The 19,609-nt window shown below is 64.2% G+C and carries 16 protein-coding genes; 3 read left to right on the forward strand and 13 right to left on the reverse strand.

The features are described 5' to 3' along the window. Nucleotides 1-50: 50 nt before the first annotated feature. The 5 genes from RFM40_RS22765 to RFM40_RS22785 form a co-directional block, all read right to left on the reverse strand. A complete protein-coding gene (locus RFM40_RS22765) occupies nt 51-1,715 on the reverse strand; it encodes an ABC transporter substrate-binding protein (protein ID WP_320224238.1) in 1,665 nt (554 codons plus the stop codon). 238 nt (nt 1,716-1,953) lie between these two features. Beyond that, nucleotides 1,954-3,138 carry a mandelate racemase/muconate lactonizing enzyme family protein gene (locus tag RFM40_RS22770; RefSeq protein WP_320224237.1) on the reverse strand — a complete coding sequence of 395 codons (1,185 nt, stop codon included), beginning with the start codon at nt 3,136-3,138 and terminating at the stop codon, nt 1,954-1,956. Continuing rightward, the gene (locus RFM40_RS22775) at nt 3,139-4,242 is read right to left on the reverse strand and encodes a mandelate racemase/muconate lactonizing enzyme family protein (RefSeq protein ID WP_320224236.1); all 1,104 of its coding nucleotides are present in this window, start codon (nt 4,240-4,242) and stop codon (nt 3,139-3,141) included. It lies immediately after the preceding gene. 26 nt (nt 4,243-4,268) lie between these two features. After that, the gene (locus RFM40_RS22780) at nt 4,269-4,958 is read right to left on the reverse strand and encodes a GntR family transcriptional regulator (RefSeq protein ID WP_320224235.1); all 690 of its coding nucleotides are present in this window, start codon (nt 4,956-4,958) and stop codon (nt 4,269-4,271) included. Between the two features lie 99 nt (nt 4,959-5,057). After that, nucleotides 5,058-5,846: a HalD/BesD family halogenase gene (locus tag RFM40_RS22785; protein WP_320224234.1), complete on the reverse strand. Its 789-nt coding sequence runs from the start codon at nt 5,844-5,846 to the stop codon at nt 5,058-5,060. 104 nt (nt 5,847-5,950) lie between these two features. On the opposite strand from RFM40_RS22785, the gene RFM40_RS22790 reads away from it, so the two are divergent. Next, nucleotides 5,951-6,859: a LysR substrate-binding domain-containing protein gene (locus tag RFM40_RS22790; protein WP_320224233.1), complete on the forward strand. Its 909-nt coding sequence runs from the start codon at nt 5,951-5,953 to the stop codon at nt 6,857-6,859. Nucleotides 6,860-6,898: 39 nt separating this feature from the next. Here RFM40_RS22790 and RFM40_RS22795 read toward each other — a convergent pair whose 3' ends face one another. Genes RFM40_RS22795 through RFM40_RS22805 form a run of 3 tightly spaced genes read right to left on the reverse strand, consistent with a single transcriptional unit; the run spans nt 6,899 to nt 11,496 of the window. Further along, nucleotides 6,899-8,053, reverse strand: coding sequence for an efflux RND transporter periplasmic adaptor subunit (locus tag RFM40_RS22795; RefSeq protein ID WP_320224232.1), 1,155 nt, complete (start codon nt 8,051-8,053; stop codon nt 6,899-6,901). A 15-nt stretch (nt 8,054-8,068) separates the two neighbouring features. Beyond that, the gene (locus tag RFM40_RS22800; RefSeq protein WP_320272814.1) at nt 8,069-11,263 is read right to left on the reverse strand and encodes an efflux RND transporter permease subunit; all 3,195 of its coding nucleotides are present in this window, start codon (nt 11,261-11,263) and stop codon (nt 8,069-8,071) included. Further along, nucleotides 11,257-11,496, reverse strand: a complete 240-nt coding sequence (locus RFM40_RS22805) for a hypothetical protein (RefSeq protein WP_320224230.1) — start codon at nt 11,494-11,496, stop codon at nt 11,257-11,259. The genes RFM40_RS22800 and RFM40_RS22805 overlap by 7 nt, the downstream gene beginning before the upstream one ends. Nucleotides 11,497-11,745: 249 nt before the next feature. Between RFM40_RS22805 and RFM40_RS22810 the strand changes: the two genes are divergently transcribed. Continuing rightward, a complete protein-coding gene (locus tag RFM40_RS22810) occupies nt 11,746-12,327 on the forward strand; it encodes a TetR/AcrR family transcriptional regulator (RefSeq protein ID WP_320222409.1) in 582 nt (193 codons plus the stop codon). 285 nt (nt 12,328-12,612) lie between these two features. Here RFM40_RS22810 and RFM40_RS22815 read toward each other — a convergent pair whose 3' ends face one another. From RFM40_RS22815 to RFM40_RS22835, 5 genes are all read right to left on the reverse strand, one after another. Further along, entirely contained in the window at nt 12,613-13,635 is a 1,023-nt protein-coding gene (locus RFM40_RS22815; protein ID WP_320224229.1) for a LacI family DNA-binding transcriptional regulator, read from the reverse strand. 43 nt (nt 13,636-13,678) lie between these two features. Then, complete coding sequence (locus tag RFM40_RS22820; protein WP_320224228.1) at nt 13,679-14,473, reverse strand: ATP-binding cassette domain-containing protein; 795 nt, start codon at nt 14,471-14,473, stop codon at nt 13,679-13,681. 3 nt (nt 14,474-14,476) lie between these two features. Continuing rightward, nucleotides 14,477-15,463, reverse strand: coding sequence for an ABC transporter permease (locus RFM40_RS22825; RefSeq protein ID WP_292372527.1), 987 nt, complete (start codon nt 15,461-15,463; stop codon nt 14,477-14,479). A 207-nt stretch (nt 15,464-15,670) separates the two neighbouring features. Next, nucleotides 15,671-16,603: a substrate-binding domain-containing protein gene (locus RFM40_RS22830; RefSeq protein ID WP_320224227.1), complete on the reverse strand. Its 933-nt coding sequence runs from the start codon at nt 16,601-16,603 to the stop codon at nt 15,671-15,673. A 276-nt stretch (nt 16,604-16,879) separates the two neighbouring features. Continuing rightward, the gene (locus RFM40_RS22835) at nt 16,880-18,037 is read right to left on the reverse strand and encodes a fumarylacetoacetate hydrolase family protein (RefSeq protein ID WP_320224226.1); all 1,158 of its coding nucleotides are present in this window, start codon (nt 18,035-18,037) and stop codon (nt 16,880-16,882) included. A 197-nt stretch (nt 18,038-18,234) separates the two neighbouring features. Here RFM40_RS22835 and RFM40_RS22840 point away from each other — a divergent pair, with 197 nt between their 5' ends. After that, the gene (locus RFM40_RS22840; RefSeq protein WP_320224225.1) at nt 18,235-19,518 is read left to right on the forward strand and encodes an NAD(P)/FAD-dependent oxidoreductase; all 1,284 of its coding nucleotides are present in this window, start codon (nt 18,235-18,237) and stop codon (nt 19,516-19,518) included. The last annotated feature ends 91 nt before the right edge of the window (nt 19,519-19,609 follow it).

The following is a 19,609-nucleotide window of genomic DNA, read 5'->3' on the forward strand; positions in this document are numbered from 1 at the left end:
CCGGCTCTCCGTGGAGGGCCGGCCGTCAGGGATAAGCTTGTTCGCTCGCGTCAGGCCTTCGAGGCCTTCTCGAGGAACAGCTGCGACATGGCGGTGGGCTGCACGCCCGCTACGCCTTTCGCCGTCGCCGTCAGATAGTCGTAGAAATAGCCGAAGATGACCGGCGTCTCCTCCAGCAGCAGCTTCTGGATCTTGCCGGCGTCAGCCTTTTGCGCCTCGAGGTCGAGAGCCGCGATATAGCTGGTCGCCAGTTGGTCGTAGTCCTTGTTCTTGAAGTGGGCGGCATTCCAGGTGCCGTCGCTCTTCAAGGGTGCCGCGAGATACACATTCGGCACGCCGCGGTGGCCGTAGTCGGTGATGCCCATCGCCGAATCCAGCCAGTTCGACTTGCCAAACACGGCATCGCCGTAATAGGCGCCCTGGTCGAGGATGTTGAGCTCGAGTTCGATGCCGATTTCCTTGACCCAGTTCTGGACGAGCTGCGCGTATTCGGGGATTTCCAGATAGCGCTCCGTGGTCAGCGTCATCTTGAAGCCCTGGCCGACGCCGGCCGCTTCCATCAGCTGCTTGGCCTGGGCGATATCCTGCTTGCGCTGCGGCACGCTGGTATCGGTCGAAGGGTAGACGGCGGCGAACGGGCTGTCATTGCCGAGCGCCGAACGTCCCTTCATTAGGCCGGCGGCAAGTTTCTCGCGGTCGAGGCAGAGCGCGATGGCGCGGCGCACGCGAGCGTCCTTCGTCGGGCCCTCGTCGCAGTGCATATGCAACTGCTGATGCGCGGACGATTTCAGGCTGATGACGCTGACGTTTGGATCGTTGAGCACGGCGACGCCCGCCAGCACCGGCATCTGGTTGATGATGTCGATCTGGCCGCCCTGCAGCGCCAGGATCTGCGGTTGGATGTCGGTGAAGAAGGTGAACTCGGTGCGCTCCGGCAGCGCCTTCTCGCCCCAATAGTCCTCGTTGCGCACGAAGGAGGCGCCGACCTTGGGCGTGTACTTCTCCAGCTTGAACGGCCCGGTGCCGTCGAAGCTCTTCTCGTAGTCGCCCTTGTAGCTCGCCGGGATGATGACGGCGTTGTAGTTGTCGGATGACACCATGTAGGGGAAGTTGCCGTTCGCCGCGTCGAGGTGGAATTCGACCGTATAGTCGTCGACCTTCTTGGTATTGCCCTTCTGCAGGATGCCGGTGAACACCGACAGCGCGTTGGACGAATTGGCCGGATCGGCAAGCCGGTCGATGCTGGCCACCACGTCCTCGGCCTTCATCTCGCCGCCGGAGTGGAATTTCACGCCCTTGCGCAGCGTGAAGGTCCACACCGTGCCGTCGGCGTTCGGCTTCCAGCTTTCGGCCAGCGCCGGCTTCAGCACCAGGTCCGGGCCGTCGACGCAGAGGAATTCGGCAACTTGCTGCATGACGAGAAGGCCGCCGGCGTCCGCGATGGTGACAGGGTCGATCGCCGCGGCTGGCACGCTGCTGCCGATGCGGATAGTGGCGCCTGGCGCGCCCTGGGCGCGGGCAAGCGAGGGCGCCGCGCCGAAGCCCGCGGCCATGCCGATGCGGCCGAGCAGCGGCAGCGACAGGCCGAGCAGGCTGCCGTGGCGTACGAAATCGCGGCGGCTGACGCGGCCGTCGATGAGGCCGTCGATGAGGTGGTTTTCGAGCGGCGTGCGGTTGCGCCGGATGAGATCGAGAATGCGATAGTTCTTGCTCATGGGTCTAAACCCTTCCCCAGTTCTTGTGGTTGGCGAGTGCATTCCGGTTGACGAATTCCGTGGAGTCCCGGCCATCGTCAAGAATTTCAGTCGATCGAACTTTAGCATGCGGTTTGGTCCGGTCCATCCGCTGCTTACGGCGGGAAGGTCAGATTTTCTTGATGCAGGCCTTGTCCGGTCTTGCGGTCCGATCGAAATTTCGGCCGCGTCTTCTACTCGGTCTGTCGCCTCCTTTCCTTCAGTTCAGTGGCAGCCGGCGGTAGGTGCCGGGCTTTTCCGGGTCGTGGTACTTGTTGCAGGGCCCGTTCTCGACGAAGTCGCGATGGCAGGCGGCAAGCCTGTCATGTGCCAGGGTGACGCCCAAGCCATGACCTTCCGGCACCGGCACGATATTGTTCCTCGGCGCGAACGGCCCTTCCTCGATCACGTCCATCGGCTGCATGCGAAACAGCGACTGGTTGGGCTCCCGGATCCAGCCGAGCGCGGCGCAAAGATGCAGATAGCAGGCGCTGCCGATGCCGGTGTCGCCGCTGTAGCACCAGTAGTCGATGCCGGCATGCTCGCAGGCGCCGACGAAGCGCAGCATGCGGCCGATGCCGCCATGCGCCGGCGGATTGCCGACGAAGGCGTCTGGCACCTTGAGCTCCATGGCGCGCGCGATGTCGATATTGTGTGTCGAAAAGGGGATCGAGGTGTGGCGGCGCAGCTCGCGCATTTCCTCGATGGTCGCGACCGGGTCCTCCCAGTTGCGCACGCCAAGCTCTTCCAGCGGCCGCGTGAGCTGCCGGGCAGTGGCAAGCGAATAGGCCTGGTTGGAATCGATGCGGATCATCGCGCCGTCGCCGAGCTTCTCGCGGATCAGCTCGACCATCCTCAGCGACACCTTCGGATTTTCGGTCGAGAACTTGCCCTCGAAGAAGGTCGTACCGTGGCGTTCGTGCAGCTCGACGCAATAGTCGGCGACCGCTTCCGGCGTCTTTTCGCCCTTCACCTTCGGACCGTCGCCGCGCAGCGAGAAATAGTCGGTGAACGGGATCTCCTTGCGCACCGCGCCGCCGAGCAGCTGGTAGAGCGGCTGCTTCCAGGCCTTGCCGCGCAGGTCCCAAAGCGCCATCTCGATGGCACCGAAGGCCATGATGCGGGTGCGGTCGTTGATCGACTGCACGCCGCTCCAGAAGGGCAGGCAGGCTTCTTCGGCGCCGGCGATGTCGAAAGCGTCACGGCCGGCGAGCCGCGGCGCCAGCACATCGTTGATGATTGCCGCGGCCGCCGGCGTCGGCGCTTCGCCGAGACCGACAAGCCCGTCCTCCGTCTCGACCTCGACGATGGTCGGCGAGAAGCCGTCGAGCTCGCCGAACACCCAGACGTAAGGCGCTTCGAGCCTGTAATTGATCGGCGTTGCCTTGACGCGCCGGATCTTCATTCAGCCGATCTCGAAGAAAGGCTTGCCGAGCAAGTCCGGCACGACATCGATGCCGAGGCCGGCTCCGTCGGGAATGCCCATGCGGCTGCCCGTCACCGGCGGCTTGTTGGAAGCGGTGCGCACCGTCACCCACTCGTGGAAGGCGATCGCATGCAGGCGGCGCTCCTCCGGCGTCGACAGCGAAAAATGCGCCATCGCGGCGGTATCGATCTCGGCGCCGCCGGTATCCTCCACGGTGATCATGAAGCCGAGATCGACGGCGACGTCGCGGATCAGCCGTGTCTGCGTCACGCCGCCCAGCCGCGAGATTTTTAGCGTCAGCCCGTCCGCCGCGCCGCGGCGATGGATTTCCAGCATCTCCTGCAACGAGGTGACGGATTCATCCAGCACCATCGGCTTGTCGAGCATACGGCGCACCGACATATTCTCCTCGATCGTCGTGCAGGGTTGTTCGAATGTGTAGTCGATGCCGCGCGTTGCGTCGGCGAACTGGCGCGCCTGGTAGGGCGTCCAGCCGGCATTGGCGTCGCAGAAGATCACCGTGCCCTTCGGCACGGCCGAAGCGACGGCGGTCACCCGCTCGATGTCGTCGCGCACATTGCCGCCCACCTTGACCTGCAGCCGGCGATAACCTTCGGCGACGATGCGCTTGGCAAGTGCGGCCATCTGATCGACGGTGCCGTGGGTGACGACCCTGTAGAGCTCGGCGGTCTCGCTCTCGCGGCCGCCGAGCATGGTCACCAGCGGCACGTCGGCCGCGCGGGCGGCGAGATCCCAGCACGCCATGTCGAGCGCGGCTTTGATATAGGGATGGCCCTTGAATACCGTGTCCATCAGCCTGCCGATGCCGGCAAGCCCGCGCGGGTCGTGGCCGATGAGATGCGGCGCGATTTCCGGCACGCCCGCGCGTGTTCCCGACGGGAAGGCGGCTGAATAGAAATTGCCGAGCGGCGCCATCTCACCCCAGCCGGTCACGCCGTTGTCGGAAGTGATGGCGACGATCACCGCGTCGAAACAGTCGGCGACGCGCCCCTTCGACATGCGGTAGGGGCCGTCCACGAAGGGTTGCACGACATGATAGGCCTTGATGCTCTTGATCTTCACGTTGCTATCCGTTGTCCGCGCGTGGGTCAGTTCTTCGAGGCGCGCTTTTCGAGACCACGCGCGTAGGCCAGAAGCTCCTCGAAATCGAAGTCGATATGCTCGCGCGCATGGCGCTGGGCGGCGCGCATGTCCGAGCCCTTGAGCAGCGCCACATAGGTCTCGTGCACATCCTCCGCCGGAACCGGCTCGTTGCGCGCGCGCTGATGCAGCGCGAAATACATCTGCAGGCGGCTGGTCAGCCGCTGCCAGGTTTCCAGCAGCACCGAATTGTCGGCCCATTCGTAGACCAGTCCGTGCAGTTGCAGCGCCGTTTCGATCTGGCGCGTGGTATCGAGCGCCCGCGTCGCCTGCTTGACCGCTTCGTGGCGGCGGTCGAGCTCGTCGAAGAAGCGCTGGTCGCGCTGCGGCCAGGCCAGCTCGATGGCAAATTCGTCGAGCACTTTGTTGAGGGAATAGGCGTCGATGATGTCCTTGGCGGCGACATCGATGACGAAGGTCCCGGCATACGGAATGCTGGTCAGGATTCCTTCCTGCACCAGCTCGCGCATCGCCTCGCGCAGCGGCGCGCGGCTCACGCGCATCTGCTCGGAAATCCTGAGCTCGTTGAGCTTCTGCCCGGGCTCCAGCTGTCCGGTCAGGATGGCACGCCTGAGCAGGGCGACGATCTCCGCCCTGCGCGTCGTGTCCGCGATCGGACTGAAATCCAGCTTCGCCATGCGTCCCACTCCGGATGAACCGGCTGCAAGACAAGCAGATTGTCGACAATCCAACAAGAGGGCATTTTGCAGATTTTCCAGTTCCGACTGGGCGCGGCCCTATGCAGCCCGACCATAGAAGCCGATCCGTTCTTCCTCGCTGAATATGACGCCGGGCCGCTCATAATACGAGAAGACCGCGATCATTCGCTCGCGTTCGCCTTCGACCGTGGTGACGCGGTGCGCTGTGTTCTTGCCGCGGAAGACATTCAGCGTGCCGGCCCTCATCCGCAGGATCTTTGCCTCGGGGTCGCGTCCTTCGAGCAATTGCGCCACGCCGTCATAATTCGGATCGTCATCTGATCTCAGGTCGGTGCGGTATTCGAAGTCGCCGCCACGCTCCGGGGCCTGCAGAAGCAGCGTGGTCGTGAACTCCGAGCGGTCGAAATGCCAGTTGAGCGCCTCGCCCGCGCGATAGCCCATGACATTGGCGCGGGCGAGCGGATCCTGCATCACATGCAGTTGCGGCTTGCCCATTGTCGCCGCCAGGAAACGCACCAGCGGCTCGTATTCATAGATGGCGAGAACAGTGCTGCCCGGAATCTGGTCGGCGCAGACCGTGTGGCTGATCGTCTCGACCTTGCGCAGCGCCGGATGGTCCGGCGAAAGCTCTGGTATCGACGGCTTGAAGTATATGTTGTGCATGCGCTTGTGGACATGCGAGCGAGTGTCCATCACCGGCCGGATTTCCGCGACGGTCCTTTCGGCAACGCCCGGGCGCAGGAAGCCTTCCAGGTTGAACATGCCGTTTGCTTCGAGCGCGGCGGTGGAAGCCTCCACCAGGCGCTGCCAGTCGGGGCTGCCCTCGCGGTCGAGTGGGTAGCGGTCCAGGTCGAGAATATCTTCCATGGTCATGTCCTCGCGAAATCTGGCTCCACAAGACAGCAAGGAAATCTTTCGCTCAACGCGGAAAATTGTTAGGCTCACACAAGAAAAACTTGCGGGAGACAGGCGTGGAGAAGTTGCCGCCCTTGAATGCGGTACGGGCCTTCGAGGTCGCCGCGCGCGCCGGCAGCTTCACGCTTGCCGCTACCGAGCTCGGCGTCTCATCGGCCGCGGTCAGCCAGCAGATCCGCAATCTCGAAGACTGGTTCGGCAAGCAATTGTTCCTGCGCAACGGCAACCGTATCGCGCTGACCGATGCCGGCCACGCCATCTATCCGCAGACCGCGCGGGCGCTTGGCGAGATCGCCGCGGTCGGCCGGCGCATGCTGGAAGGCGGCCTACGGACGCGACTTGTCGTCAGCGTGCCATTCTCGCTGGCCGAACTCTGGCTGGCGCCGCGCCTGGCTTTGCTGCTCGACGGCTTTCCGCATATGGCGATCGATGTCCGCGTCGAGGACGATCCGGTCGATGTCGTGCGCCAGAACATCGATCTCCGTATCTCCTATGGCGACTATCACTATCCGGCGCTGAAAATGATCCGGCTCGTACACGACGATGTGCTGCCCGTCGCGTCGCCCGGGTTCTGGCAGCGTTACGGCAACGAAGCTTTCGACCTCTCGAAGACACACGAGAGCCAGTTCATCCACACCAATTGGGGTCCGAACTACGCCTCGCATCCGACCTGGGCGGACTGGTTCGCGGCGATGGGCGGCAATCGCGCGCCGGACCCTTCGCACGGCCGCCGCGTCGGCCTCTCCAGCCTGGCGATCGGCGCGGCGAGGTTAGGGCTGGGCATTGCGCTCGGTCAGCGGATCATGGCCAGCGCCGACCTCGAGGCCGGCCGGCTGATCGCGCTGTCGTCCGTCTCGGTTCGCCTCGGCCAGCCCTATTGCGCCTTTATGCTTCCGGCCAAGGCAGAGCGCGCCGACATCGCCGGACTGGTTGCGCTGCTCAACAAAACGGCGCCCTCGGAGTAGGAACCGAGGGCGCCGTCGGACCGGAACTGATGGGGGTTATCAGCTGGCCGGTTTCGGTTGCGGCAACGGAGAAACCGGCATTCCGGGTCCGATCTTCTGCAGATTGCCCGTGATCACCTGGTCGCTCTCGGAGATGCCGGAGGTCACGGAGATCAGGTCGCCCTCGGTCGGCCCGAGCGAGACCAGCTTCTGGTCGACCGTGTTGCCCTTGCCGAGAACATAAACATACTTGCCGAGCTGGCTGGAGCCGAGCGCCACCTGCGGCACCATCAGCGTGTTAGGCTGTTCCTTCACATGCAGCCGCACGCGGACATACTGGCCCGGCAGCAGCGTGAACTTGGCATTGCCGATTGTGGCCCGCGCCGTGATCGTGCCGGTCGAATGGTCGATCGTGTTGTCGATGAAGGTGAGCTGGCCCTTCTGGCTGGGCTCGGTCTCGCCAGGCAACAGCACGTCGACCGCGATCGGACCGGCCGCCTTCGCTTCCTCGATCTGCACGAGGTCGGTTTCGCTCGGATTGAAGGTGACGTAGATCGGGTCGAGCTGCACCAACGTGTTGAGCACGGTGCCGGCGACGCTGACCAGCGTGCCGACCGAGGCCTGGTTGCGGCCGATGCGGCCGGGGAAGGGTGCTTTGATTTCGGCATAGCCGAGATTGAGCTCGGCGGTCCGCACCGCCGCCTTGTCGAGCAACAGCGCCGCCTCGGCCCCGCGCAAGGTGCTGGTGCGCTGGTCGAAGCTGTCCTTGGCGAGATAGCCGCTCTTGGCGAGCTCGCTGCCGCGGCCAAGGTTGGAGCGCGCATAGTCGAGCGTCGCGGTGTCGCGTTCGACCTGCGCCTTGGCCTGGTCGAGTGCCGCCTGGTAGTCCTCGGTCGCGATCCTGTAGAGCAGGTCGCCCTGCTTGACGTCACTGCCGTCTTGCGCCGTCTGCTCCTGCAGATAGCCCGGCACACGCGCCTGCAGCGTGATGCTGCGGATCGACTCGACCCGCGCGGCGTAGTCGAGATAGATCGGCAGCGTCTTCTTGACGACGTTCACCACCGGCACCGGCATGACGAAGGCCTTCGGCGCAGGTGCAGCGCCCGCCGTACTGGCGTTGAGGCTGAGATTGCCCATGTCGAGCAGGTGGACACTTGCCACCGAAATCGCGCCCAGCGCGACGGCCGTTCCCAAAGCGATTTTCCATTTACGCATGAAGTCTCTCCAATCCTATTCGGCCGCATCGGCGAGCCGCACGGGCTCGGCGGTCGGTTCAATCTCTTGTTGGTGCGGGGCATACTGATGCCCCACGGCAGGTTCGTTCTCGCCGCCGCGCTCACGCAGCTTCTCGATGACTGCGTAGAAGACCGGCACGAAGACCAGCGACAGGATGGTCGCCGCCACCATGCCGCCGAAGACGGTGGTGCCGATCGACTGCCGGCTGGCGGCACCCGCGCCGGTCGCGAACATCAGCGGCAGCACGCCGAGGATGAAGGCAAAGGCCGTCATCAGGATCGGCCGCAACCTCAGCCGCGCGGCTTCCATCGCCGCCTCGACGATGGTCAGGCCTTCCTCGCGCCGTCGCCTGGCGAACTCGACGATCAGGATCGCGTTCTTCGCCGCCAGGCCGATCAGCATGACAAAGCCGATCTGCGAGTAGACGTCGATCTGCATGCCGCGCAGCAAAAGCACGACGAAGGCGCCGAACAGAGCCAGCGGCACGGCGAGCAGCACCATGAAGGGCATCGCCCAGCTTTCATACTGCGCCGCCAGGATCAGGAAGACGAAGACCATGGCCAGCCCGAACACGATCGAGGCGATCGATCCGGCCTTGAGTTCCTGATAGGTGATGCCGGTCCATTCATAGCCAAAGTCCCGCGGCAACACCGTCGCCGCCGCCCGCTCCATCGCCGCCACCGCCTGTCCGGACGAGAAGCCGGGAGCGGCGCCGCCGTTGATCAGGGCCGACGCATTATTGTTGTAATGCGGCACGGTCTCGGGGCCGACGATCGGCACCAGCTTGCCCAGCGTGCTCAGCGGCACCATGCCCCCCGACGCGTTGCGCACGTAGAGCCGCGATATGTCGGTCGCGTCGGCGCGCGCGTCCTTGTCGGCCTGGATCGTCACCCGGAAGGTGCGGCCGAACAGGTTGAAGTCGTTGACGTAGAGCGAGCCGAGATAGATCTGCAGCGTGTTGAACACGTCTGGCAGGTTGAGGCCGAGAAGCTTCGCCTTGCTGCGGTCGAGGTCGTAGTTGAACTGCGGCGTCGAGGTCGAGAAGGACGAGAACAGCTGCTGCGGATTGAGCTCCGGCTGCTTGCGCGCCTCGGCGATCAGCGCCTGGGTCACCTCGTTCAGCGCGGCGCTGCCGCGGCCGGACAGGTCCTCGACCTGGAACTCGAAGCCGCCGGTGGTGCCGATACCCGGGATCGAAGGCGGATCGAAGGAGAGCGCGAACGCATCCGGCATCTGCAGCAGCTTGCCGCGCACCTGCTCGACCAGTTTCGACGCGCTCTGATCAGGTCCGCGCTCGTCCCATGGCTTCAGAATGGCGAACTCCACCGCCGAGTTGGATTGCGCGGCGCTGGTCAGGAAGTTGAGGCCGCTGATCGAGCCGACGATGTCGACGCCGGGGGTGTTCTGCAGGATGTCGCGCGCCCTCTGCGCCACCGCGTCGGTGCGTTCCAGCGAGGCACCGTCGGGCAGCTGGATGACGACGAAGAAATAGCCCTGGTCCTCGACGGGCAAGAAGGTCGAGGGCAGCTTCTGCCAGACGAAATAGGTGGCGACGAGGCCGGCCGCGAACAGGCCGAGCATGACCCAGCGCAGCTTGATCAGGACGCGCACGCCATGGGCATAGGCATGCGACAGCCAGTCGAAGCCGGCATTGAACCAGCGAAACAACACGAACTGCGTCTCGCCGCGATGGCGCAGGAAGGCGGCACTCAGCGCCGGGCTCAGCGTCAGCGAGTTGAAGGCGGAAATGCCAACGGAGATCGCCACGGTCAGCGCGAACTGGTTGTAGAGCCGGCCCGAGACTCCCGGGATGAAGGCGACTGGAATGAACACCGCCATCAGCACCGCGGTGGTGGCGATGATCGGACCAGTCACTTCGGCCATCGCCGCGCGCGTCGCGGCAAGCGGCTTGAGCCCGGCCTCCAGCTGTCGCTCGACATTTTCGACCACCACGATCGCGTCGTCGACGACGAGGCCGATCGCCAGCACCATGCCGAGCAGGGAGAGCATGTTGAGCGAAAAGCCCAGCATGTACATCACCGCCAGCGTCGCGATCAGCGACACCGGGATGGCGATGGTCGGGATGATGGTGGTGCGCCAGCTCTGCAGGAAGATGAAGACCACCGCCACGACCAGCACCAGCGCTTCGCCGAGCGTGATCAGCACGTCATGCATCGAGGCCGAGACGAAGCGCGTCGTGTCGTAATGCATGGCGTAGCTGACGCCCTTCGGGAAGCGCGCCGACAGCTCCTGCATCTTGTCCTTGACCCGCTGCTGCAGGTCGAGGGCGTTGGAGCCGGGCATCTGGTAGACGGCGAGCACCACGGTCGGGTCCTTGCCGAAGAAGGCTGAGGACGAATATTGCAGCGCGCCGAGCTCGATACGGGCGACATCGCGTAGCCTGACAAGCGAGCCGTTCTGCGAATTGGCGCGCACGACGATGTCGCCGAATTCCTTCGGGTCGCTGAGACGGCCGACCGCGTTGACCTGCATCTCGAAGGCGGTACCGGCGGGCGCCGGCGACTGGCCGATCTTGCCGGCCGCCACCTGCACGTTCTGCTCGGAAATGGCGTTCTGCACGTCGACTGCGGTGATGCCGAGATTGGCGAGTTTGTCCGGATCGAGCCAGACGCGCATCGAATAGCGGCGCTCGCCGAAGATCTGCACGTCGCCGACCCCGGGCAGCCGCTTCAGCGGATCGACCACCTGCAGATAGGCGAGGTTGCTCAGCGCCACCGGATCGACCGAGCCGTCAGGCGAGGTGAGATCAACGATAAGGACGAAATTGGGGTTCTGTTTCTTGATCGTCACGCCGCCCTGGTTGACGATGGCCGGGAGGGAGGATGCGGCCTGCGAGACGCGGTTCTGCACGTCGACGGCCGCCGTGCTCAGCGGATAGCCGACATCGAAGGTGATGGTGATGGTCGAGGAGCCGTCATTCGAGCTCGTCGACGACATGTAGGTCATGCCTTGCACGCCGTTGATCTGCTGCTCGAGCGGCGTGGTGACCGTATCGGCCACGACCTGCGCGCTGGCGCCGGGATAGTGGGCGCTGACCACGACTTGGGGGGGCGTGATGTCGGGGAATTGCGAGACCGGCAGCAGGAAATAGGCGATCGCGCCGGCGAGCACCATGATAATGGCGATCGCCGACGCGAAGATCGGGCGGTGGATGAAGAAGTTTACCATGACGCGGATGCCTCGCTGAACGGTTTTGCGAAATGGCGCATGCGCCGGGCCCGGCCGAAACCGGAGTCCTCCAGGAAGGGTGGCGGGATCTCGTCGTCCGGCGCCTGTTCCGCCGCGCGCGAGCGCAGCATCCGTTCGAAGGCTTTGGGATCGATTCCGTCCGCCTTCATCACCAGCCGGATCATCGGATCCCGGATGGCTTCGTCGATCGTCAGGTCTTTACGCTTTTGCATAGGAGTGGCTCCTTGCTGCGGCTCGCATCGGATGATCACGAGCCGCCTTTTTTCGAATTCACCGGCCGAAGCCGCATGACAGGCAGGTTTTGTCCTATCTCGCTCTGGCAGGGCCTATCGGTGGGGGCCTTGTCGTTGACGGGAAGCGACATAGGTGTTACCAGTAAGTAACATTCTGGAAGTTACAGATCGGTAACACCCTAGTCAAGAGGCGTGCCGAGGGTTTTTTGGAAACGAAAGGAGAGCATGATGGCAGACGGCGTCGTGGAGCGTTCTCGCCCCCGGGATCGGATCCTGGAGACGGCGCAGGACATGTTCCACAAGCACGGCATCAAGGGCGTTGGCGTCGACGCCATCACCGAGGCTGCCGGCACCAACAAGATGACGCTCTATCGTCACTTCGAATCCAAGGACGAGTTGATCATCGAATGCCTGCGCGCCACGGCGGCGAAGGCTTCAAGGGTGTGGGACGAGTTTGAGGCTCAGCATCCCGGCGACAAGCTCGCGCAGTTGCATGCCTGGGTCCGCAAGGCTTCGGAAATGCTCAGCGCCGACTGTCGCGGCTGCGACATGGCCAATGCGGCCGTCGAGCTCAGCGAGACCGATCACCCGGCAAGGCGCGTCATCAAGGAACTGAAGGAAGCCCAGCGCGAAAAGCTCGTTGCGCTTTGCCGCGATGCCGGCATCGGCCAGGCCGAGCTTCTTGCCGACACGCTGTCGCTGCTGCTCGAAGGCGCGCGCGTCTCGATGCAAAGCGTCGGCGCCGAAGGCCCGAGCGCGCAATTCGTGCGCATGGCCGAGAGTCTGATCGCGTCGTTCCGGGCGCGCTGACTGAAGTATAGCGCGCCTGTTCGTGCCTCCGCGCAGGCAAAAGAAAAGCCCGCTGCCGGGAGGAGGTGGCAGCGGGCTCGATTTCGAACACGGCGCGGGAGGAGGTGCACCGCATTCATCGTCGGCATCACATCTGGGAGGAGGAGACGGCCGACACCCGATAGATACGTTCTGCCTAACGATTCGGCAACTACGAAACGTGCATAGCTGGTGTGCAGAATTGCCGCACCACCTGCCAATCCTCCGATAAATCAGGAAAAAGCCGCCCCCTTTGGGCGCACTAACTCATTGAACCGGCACGTTTTCCTTCAAGATCAGCCGCGGCTCGATGAACTTTTTCGTCAGGTACGGCGCCGATGAGGCGATCGAGCCGAGCAGGCGGATCACCGCTTGTTCGGCGATCAGCCGCGCGTTCTGGTCGATGACGACATCGGCGAGATCGTTGACGAGATAGCGGCGCGTTTCCTTGGTCAGGTCGTGGCAGATGAAGACCGGTTTCTTGCACGGCCTGGCCTCGAGCAACGCCTTCGCCACGCCGGAGCGTCCGGCGCCGACGCAATAGATACCGAGCAGTTCCGGCTCGTTGTGCAGCGCCTTCATGGTTGCGCCGTAGCTGGCGTCGGGCTCGTCGTTGATCTCGACGGCGCTCGAAATGGTGAGGTTGGGAAACTCTTCGGCGAGCACCGACCGAAAACCCATCTCGCGCTCTTCATGGCCGCGATAGGAACGCGAGCCGACCACCATCGCCAGATGTCCGGTCCGGCCGCCGAGGAAGCGGCCCATCAGCAGCGCCGCCGTGCGCCCGGCGACCCGGTTGTCGATGCCGACATAGGCCGAGCGGGGCGCTGCCGGCACGTCGGAGACCAGCGTCACCAGCCGGATGCCGGCCTCGACCAGCTCACGCAAAATGTTGCGCGTGCGCGGATGGTCGACGGCGATGACGCCGGCGCCGTTGGCCTTGAGCGACAGGTTCTCGATCGCGCCCTGCAGCGCGCCGGGCGAGATGCCGGCAAGGCTGTGGATGCGGCAGGAGGCGACCAGCGGCAGGCGCGCGGCATAGTCCTCGATATGATGCGCGAGATCGGCCATGAAGGCGTTGCAGCCGATCGGCAGGAAGAATTCGAGATGCGCCGGCTTCGACGGCAGCACGACCTGGTCGAGCGTCGGCAGGTAGCCGAGCTGCTTCGCCGCCTCCATCACCCGCTGGCGGTTGGCGGCACTTGCGCCCGGTCGGTTGTTCAGCACCCTGTCGACAGTCGCGGTCGACAGGCTGCAGCTCCTGGCGATGTCGGCTACGGTGGCTTTCATGGCTCCAGCCATAGGATGGGATCCGAGCCCGTCTCAGGCCAGATCAACCATGCGGCCGCGGGCCGTCGGAAATCGCATCGCGGATCTCCTTGTCCGACATGCCGGTGATGATCCGCTCGACCTCGGCGACGGTTGTCTTTTTCGGATCGATGTCGTCGGCCACCACCTTGCCGCGGCGCATCACCACGATGCGGTCGACCACCTGGAACACATGATGGATGTTGTGAGCGATGAAGATGCAGGAGTGGCCGGAATCGCGGGCGCTGCGCACGAAGCTCAGCACGCCTTGCGTTTCGGCAACGCCGAGATTGTTGGTCGGCTCGTCGAGGATGATCAGGTCGCTGTCGAAATGCATGGCGCGGGCGATCGCCACCGCCTGCCGTTCGCCGCCCGACAGCGAGCCGATCGGCGTCGTCGGCGGGATGTTTTTCGAGATGCCGACCTGTTTCAGCAGGTCGCGCGCCACAACATTCATCGCTTCCTGGTCCATGCGATTCAAAAAGCGCGGCGGCTTGATCGGCTCGCGCCCGAGGAACAGGTTGCGCGCGATCGACAATTGCGTGACCAGCGCCGAATCCTGGTAGATCGTCTCGATGCCCTCGGCGATGGCGTCGCTGGTGCTGCGGAAGTTCACTTTCTTGCCGCGCACGAAGATGTCGCCGCTGGTCAGCGGCACCGCGCCCGACAGCACCTTGATCAAAGTCGACTTGCCGGCGCCATTGTCGCCGAGCAGCCCGACGATCTCCCTTTCATTGACGTGGAAATTGGCATCCACCAGCGCCTGCACGCGCCCATAGGACTTGCGGATGTTCGCCATGCGGATGAGCGGTTCGGCCATGGGTCACGTCCCTGCCTGGTGCCGGCGTTCGAGCCATGAATGCAGCGCCATCATGCCGAGGATGATCGCGCCGATGAAGATGTTGTAGGCGAGCCCCGGCACGCCGATCAGCACGATGCCGTTGCGCATGACGCGCAGGATCAGGATGCCGAGCACCGTGCCGATGATGGTGCCGCGCCCGCCGGTCAGCGCCGTGCCGCCGATCACCACCATGGCGATGACTTCCAGCTCGTAGCCGGTGCCGCTGTTGGGGTTGGCGGCCGAGGTGCGCAGCGAGGAGATGACGCCGGCGAGCGAGGCCATCACCGCCGACAGGACGAAAAGGCCGACCTTGACGCGGTTGACGTTGACGCCGCGCGCCCGCGCCGCATTTGGGTTGCCGCCGGCGGCCTGGATCCAGTTGCCCGTGCGGCTCTGCGTCAGAACATAGCCGAGCACGATCGCAGCACCTATGAACCAGAACAGCGACGCGTAGATGCGAAACGGCCCGATGTAGAAATCGCCGACCAGGATGTCCGCCAGCCAGCTGCCTTCGGCGCTCCAGGTGCGCTGCGGAAAGCCGTCGGTGACGAAGAGCGCGGTGCCGCGCACCACCAGAAGCATGCCGAGCGTGACCAGGAAGGACGGGATCTTGAGCCGGGTCACGAACCAGCCATTGACCAGGCCGATGAAGGCCGCGACCACCAGCGCGATCAGGAAACCCATCTCCAGCGAGGTGACGCCGCCGTTGAACAGTGTCCACATCAGCACCGGCGAGAAGCCGAACAGCGAGCCGACCGAGAGGTCGAATTCGCCCGATGTCATCAGCAGCGTCATCGCCAGCGCGATCAGGCCGAGCTCGACGGTGAAGGCCAGGATGTTGGAGATGTTCTGCGGCGACAGGAAGTCGGGATTGATGCCCCAGAAGACGACGAGCTCGACGACGAGCAGCACCAGCGGGCCGAATTCCGGCCGTGCGATGAAACTTTGGATGAAGGAACGGTTTTCCATTGCGCCCGCGATGTGAGTGAACTCAATGCATGTCGCCCAAAAGTGTGCAGCGGTTTTGGGAAAACGACGTGCATAGAAACAAAGACTTAAAGTGCGTCGATCGAATCCGTTTCGACGCGACGCGCTTTAGCTGAAGCCCGCTCGGCGGCAGGCTCGGCGAAAGGAGTGACCGTGGCCACGGAGGCGGCCACGGCCACTGGTCGCGGATTACTTGCCGGACAGGATCTTGTCGTAGACGCCGGCGGTGTCCTTTTCATAGAGCGCGCCGGTGATGACGTTGAAGCCGGGAGGAATGCCGGCCGAGGCCATCGCGGCAAGCGACAGCGCCACATAGCTGGTCGCCTGCGGGTCCTGCCACTGCGCGGCATTGACATAGCCGTTCAGCACTTCCTGGGTGGTGTCGAGCGAGTTGCCCCAGCCGACCACCGGTATCTCGCCCGGCTTGACGCCGACCTGATCGAACACGCGCTTGACCGAGCCGGTGACGAGATCGCCGAGGCCGATCATGGCTTTCACCTTGCCCTTGTGCGCGGTGAGGTAGTCGACCATGCGGTTGATCACTTCGGCCTGGTCGAGCGTCGCCTCGGTTACCTCATAGGTGATGCCGAGCGGCTCGAACACGCTCTTTATGCCTTCCTCTTCCTGGACGCCATAGGTGGCGCCGGGAACCTCGACCGGCATCCATACGAAGTCGCCCTTCTTTACCAGGCCCTTGTCGACCAGATACTGCGCCCAGTGCTTGCCGAAGGTCACGTTGTCGCCGCCGACATAGGCGTTGAAATTGGCCTTTGGATCGGGCGTGTTGAAGTTGATGATCGGGATGTTGGCCGCGCGGGCTTCCTTGACGATCTCGACCAGGCTGCCCGGATCGGGGCTGGTGGTCACGATGCCGTCGGCCTTGGCCGAGATGGCGGCGCGGACAGCCTCCTGCTGCGAAGCGACGTCGCCATTATGGAACGAGGTATTCACCTTGTTGCCGGTGTCCGTCGCCCATTGCTTGGCGCCGGCCAGGAAATAGGTCCAGACCGGATCGGCCGGGCCGCCATGCGAAATCCAGTAGAATGTCTTGGCCTCGGCCATCGCCGGAATGGCGATTGCCGCGATCAAGCCAAGCACGAGCAGTCTTAGCCTCGAAAGCATTCGATTTCCTCCCATGTTGAAAACTCTCCTCCTGGATCAGCATGATGCGGCCCGAGAACCGCATCTCCTGCCAGCGCTGACCGGAACGTCTAGAGCATTCCCTTTTTGCGTCGCTGACAAGCCTCCATCGCCAATGGATGTTGGGGCAGCCGCACGCGCCATCAGCAATCCCATCAGATTGCATCAATTGCGGTGATATTTTCCCGGGCAAACAGCACCGTTAGCCCATCGGCTTGCAAATGGGCTCTGGACGACGTCGCTGCTGCGCGGTGCTAATTAGATGAGATCCGCCCTGGCCAGGTCACGCATCAGATGGCTGGCGCCGTAGGTCCAGTGCGGGCAATCCGGCGACAGGCGCACCCGGTTGCCCAGCGCGCCGAGCTTCTCGGATGAGATGGTGACGATGTCGCCGACCTTGTGGGTAAACCCCTTGCCTTTCTCGCCGCGGTCTTTCGACGGCACGAACATGGTGCCGAGATAGAGCGCCAGCCCGTCCGGATACTGGTGATGCGGTCCCATCGCGGCCTTGACCAGCTCTTCGGGCGAGCGGCTGATCTCGGCCATCGAGCTTGCGCCCTCCAGTGAGAACCCGTCCTCGCCCTCGACGCTGAGCCGCACCGTCGCGCGCTTCACGTCGGCGATTGCGAATGTCTCGTCGAACAGCCGGATGAACGGCCCGAGCGACGCCGAGGCGTTGTTGTCCTTGGCCTTGCCGAGCAGGAGCGCCGAGCGCCCCTCGACGTCGCGCAGATTGACGTCGTTGCCGAGCGTGGCGCCGACGATGCGGCCGCTGCTGTCGGCAATCATGGCGATCTCCGGCTCCGGATTGTTCCAGGTTGAGACGGGGTGCAGGCCGACATCGGCGCCGAAGCCGACGGAGGCCATCGGCTGGCACTTGGTGAAGATCTCGGCATCCGGGCCGATGCCCACTTCCAGATATTGTGACCAGGCGCCGCGCTGGATCAGCTTGGCCTTGATCTCCATCGCTTCCGGCGAGCCGGGCTTCAGCTTCGAAAGATCGTGGCCGATCAGCCCGGCGATGTCGGCGCGGATGGCGTCGGCCTTCTCGGCCGAGCCGCGCGCCTGCTCCTCGATGACGCGCTCGAGCAGGCTGACGACGAAGGTGACGCCTGAAGCCTTCACCGCTTGCAGATCGACGGGCGAAAGCAGGATGGGCTTCTTCGCATCGCGTCTGGCTTCGAAGCTGTTCGCGGCGATGTCGGCGAGCGAGCCGATCGCTTTGCCCTTGGCCGAGCGCACGTGGCCAACCGGATCCTTCAGCTCGCACAGATCGCGCACCGTGGGCGCCGCGCTCGAGGTGATGTCGATCACCTCGCCGTCACGCACCGTGACCACCAGCGGGTGGGCGGCTTCGCTGGTCCTGGCGCGGCCGACGAAAAGGCCGTCGGCAGGGAGTCGGGTCGGGTCGGTCATGGTCTTGTTTCCTCTCGAATGTCGGGCGGCACTTTCCCCGGATTTAACGCAAACGTCTATCCCGTCGATAGCAACGTTTATGGGCCATGGGCATGCTGTCACACAGCCACAATCGGACTGGCCCATCGAAACGGTCTTTCAAATTCATGAAATCAGCAATAGGATTTTCACGACGCCCCAGCGCCTCAGGTGACCATTTGCCCGCAGCCTTTTCCGATCCGATCTGGCAGAAGCCCAAAACGGCCCCGGCGTTCAAGCCCGAGCTTTCGTCCGGCGGCACGCTAGACGCGGTCATCGTCGGCGGCGGCATCATGGGCTTGTCGACCGCCTTGCATGCGGCCCGCGCCGGTCTTTCGGTCCAGGTGCTGGAGGCCGCAGCAGTCGGGCAGGGCGCTTCCGGCCTCAATGGCGGCCAGGTCATTCCAGGCCTCAAATACGATCCGGAATGGCTGATCGGGCATTTCGGCAAGCAGCGCGGCGAGGCCCTGGTCGACTTCGCCGCCTCGACCGCCGACGCCGTGTTCGACTTGATCCGCGACGAGAAGCTCGCGGTACCGTTCACACGTAACGGCTGGATCCAGGCCGCGCATACCGAAACCGCCTTGAAGGCGGCGGCCAACCGCGACCGGCAATGGCGGACACGCGGCGCCGACGTCAAGCTGCTCGACCAGACCGAGATCGCGGCGCTGACCGGCGCCAAGGGCTATCTCGGCGGCTGGCTCGACCGCCGCGCCGGCGTCATCGATCCGCTTTCGTATACGATGGAGCTGGCGCGGGTCGCCTCTGCGGCTGGTGCCAACATCGCCGAGCAGCGGAAAGTGGTGAAGCTCAGCAAGGAAGCCGGCCTGTGGCGGGTTTCAACGCAAGGCGGCGCCGAACTGCGCGCCAAGTCCGTCGTGCTCGCCACCAATGCCTATACGGATGGCCTGCTGCCCGGCCTTGCGCAGACGATCGTGCCGTTGCATTCCTTCCAGATCGCCACGGCACCGCTGCCGGCCGGGCTTGCGGCAAGCATCCTGCCGGGCGGTCAGGCGGTGTCTGACTCCCGCCGCATCCTGGTCTACTACCGCGAGAGCGCCGACGGCCGGCTTGTGCTCGGCGGTCGCGGCCGCATGGCGCTGCCTTCCAGCGCTTCGGACTGGGCGCATCTCGAACGCGCGCTCATCCGGCTCTACCCAGCGCTTGCCGGCATCGCCATCGAAAAGCGCTGGTTCGGCCGCGTGGCGATGACGCCGGATCACCTGCCGCATCTGCATGAGCCGGAAAAGAGCCTGCTCGCCGTGGTCGGCTGCCAGGGCAGGGGCGTCGGCCTGATGAGCGCGCTGGGCAAGCGCATGGCGGGTTACCTCGCGAGCGGCGACACCCGGCAATTGCCGTTCCCGCTTTCGCCGATCAGGCCGATCCCGTTCCACGCCTTTCGCCAGGTCGGTGTCGCCGCCACTATCGCCTGGTACCGGATGCTCGACGCGTTCGAACGCTGACTTCGTCGAAGCGTGCAGTGCACAAGCGATTCAGCTTGACAGTTTCATGAATATGAAAAAGCATTAGTCGATTTCAAAAATCCGGCCAATA

Origin of the sequence: Mesorhizobium captivum (assembly GCF_033977165.1) — a bacterium.
Lineage (GTDB): Bacteria > Pseudomonadota > Alphaproteobacteria > Rhizobiales > Rhizobiaceae > Mesorhizobium > Mesorhizobium captivum.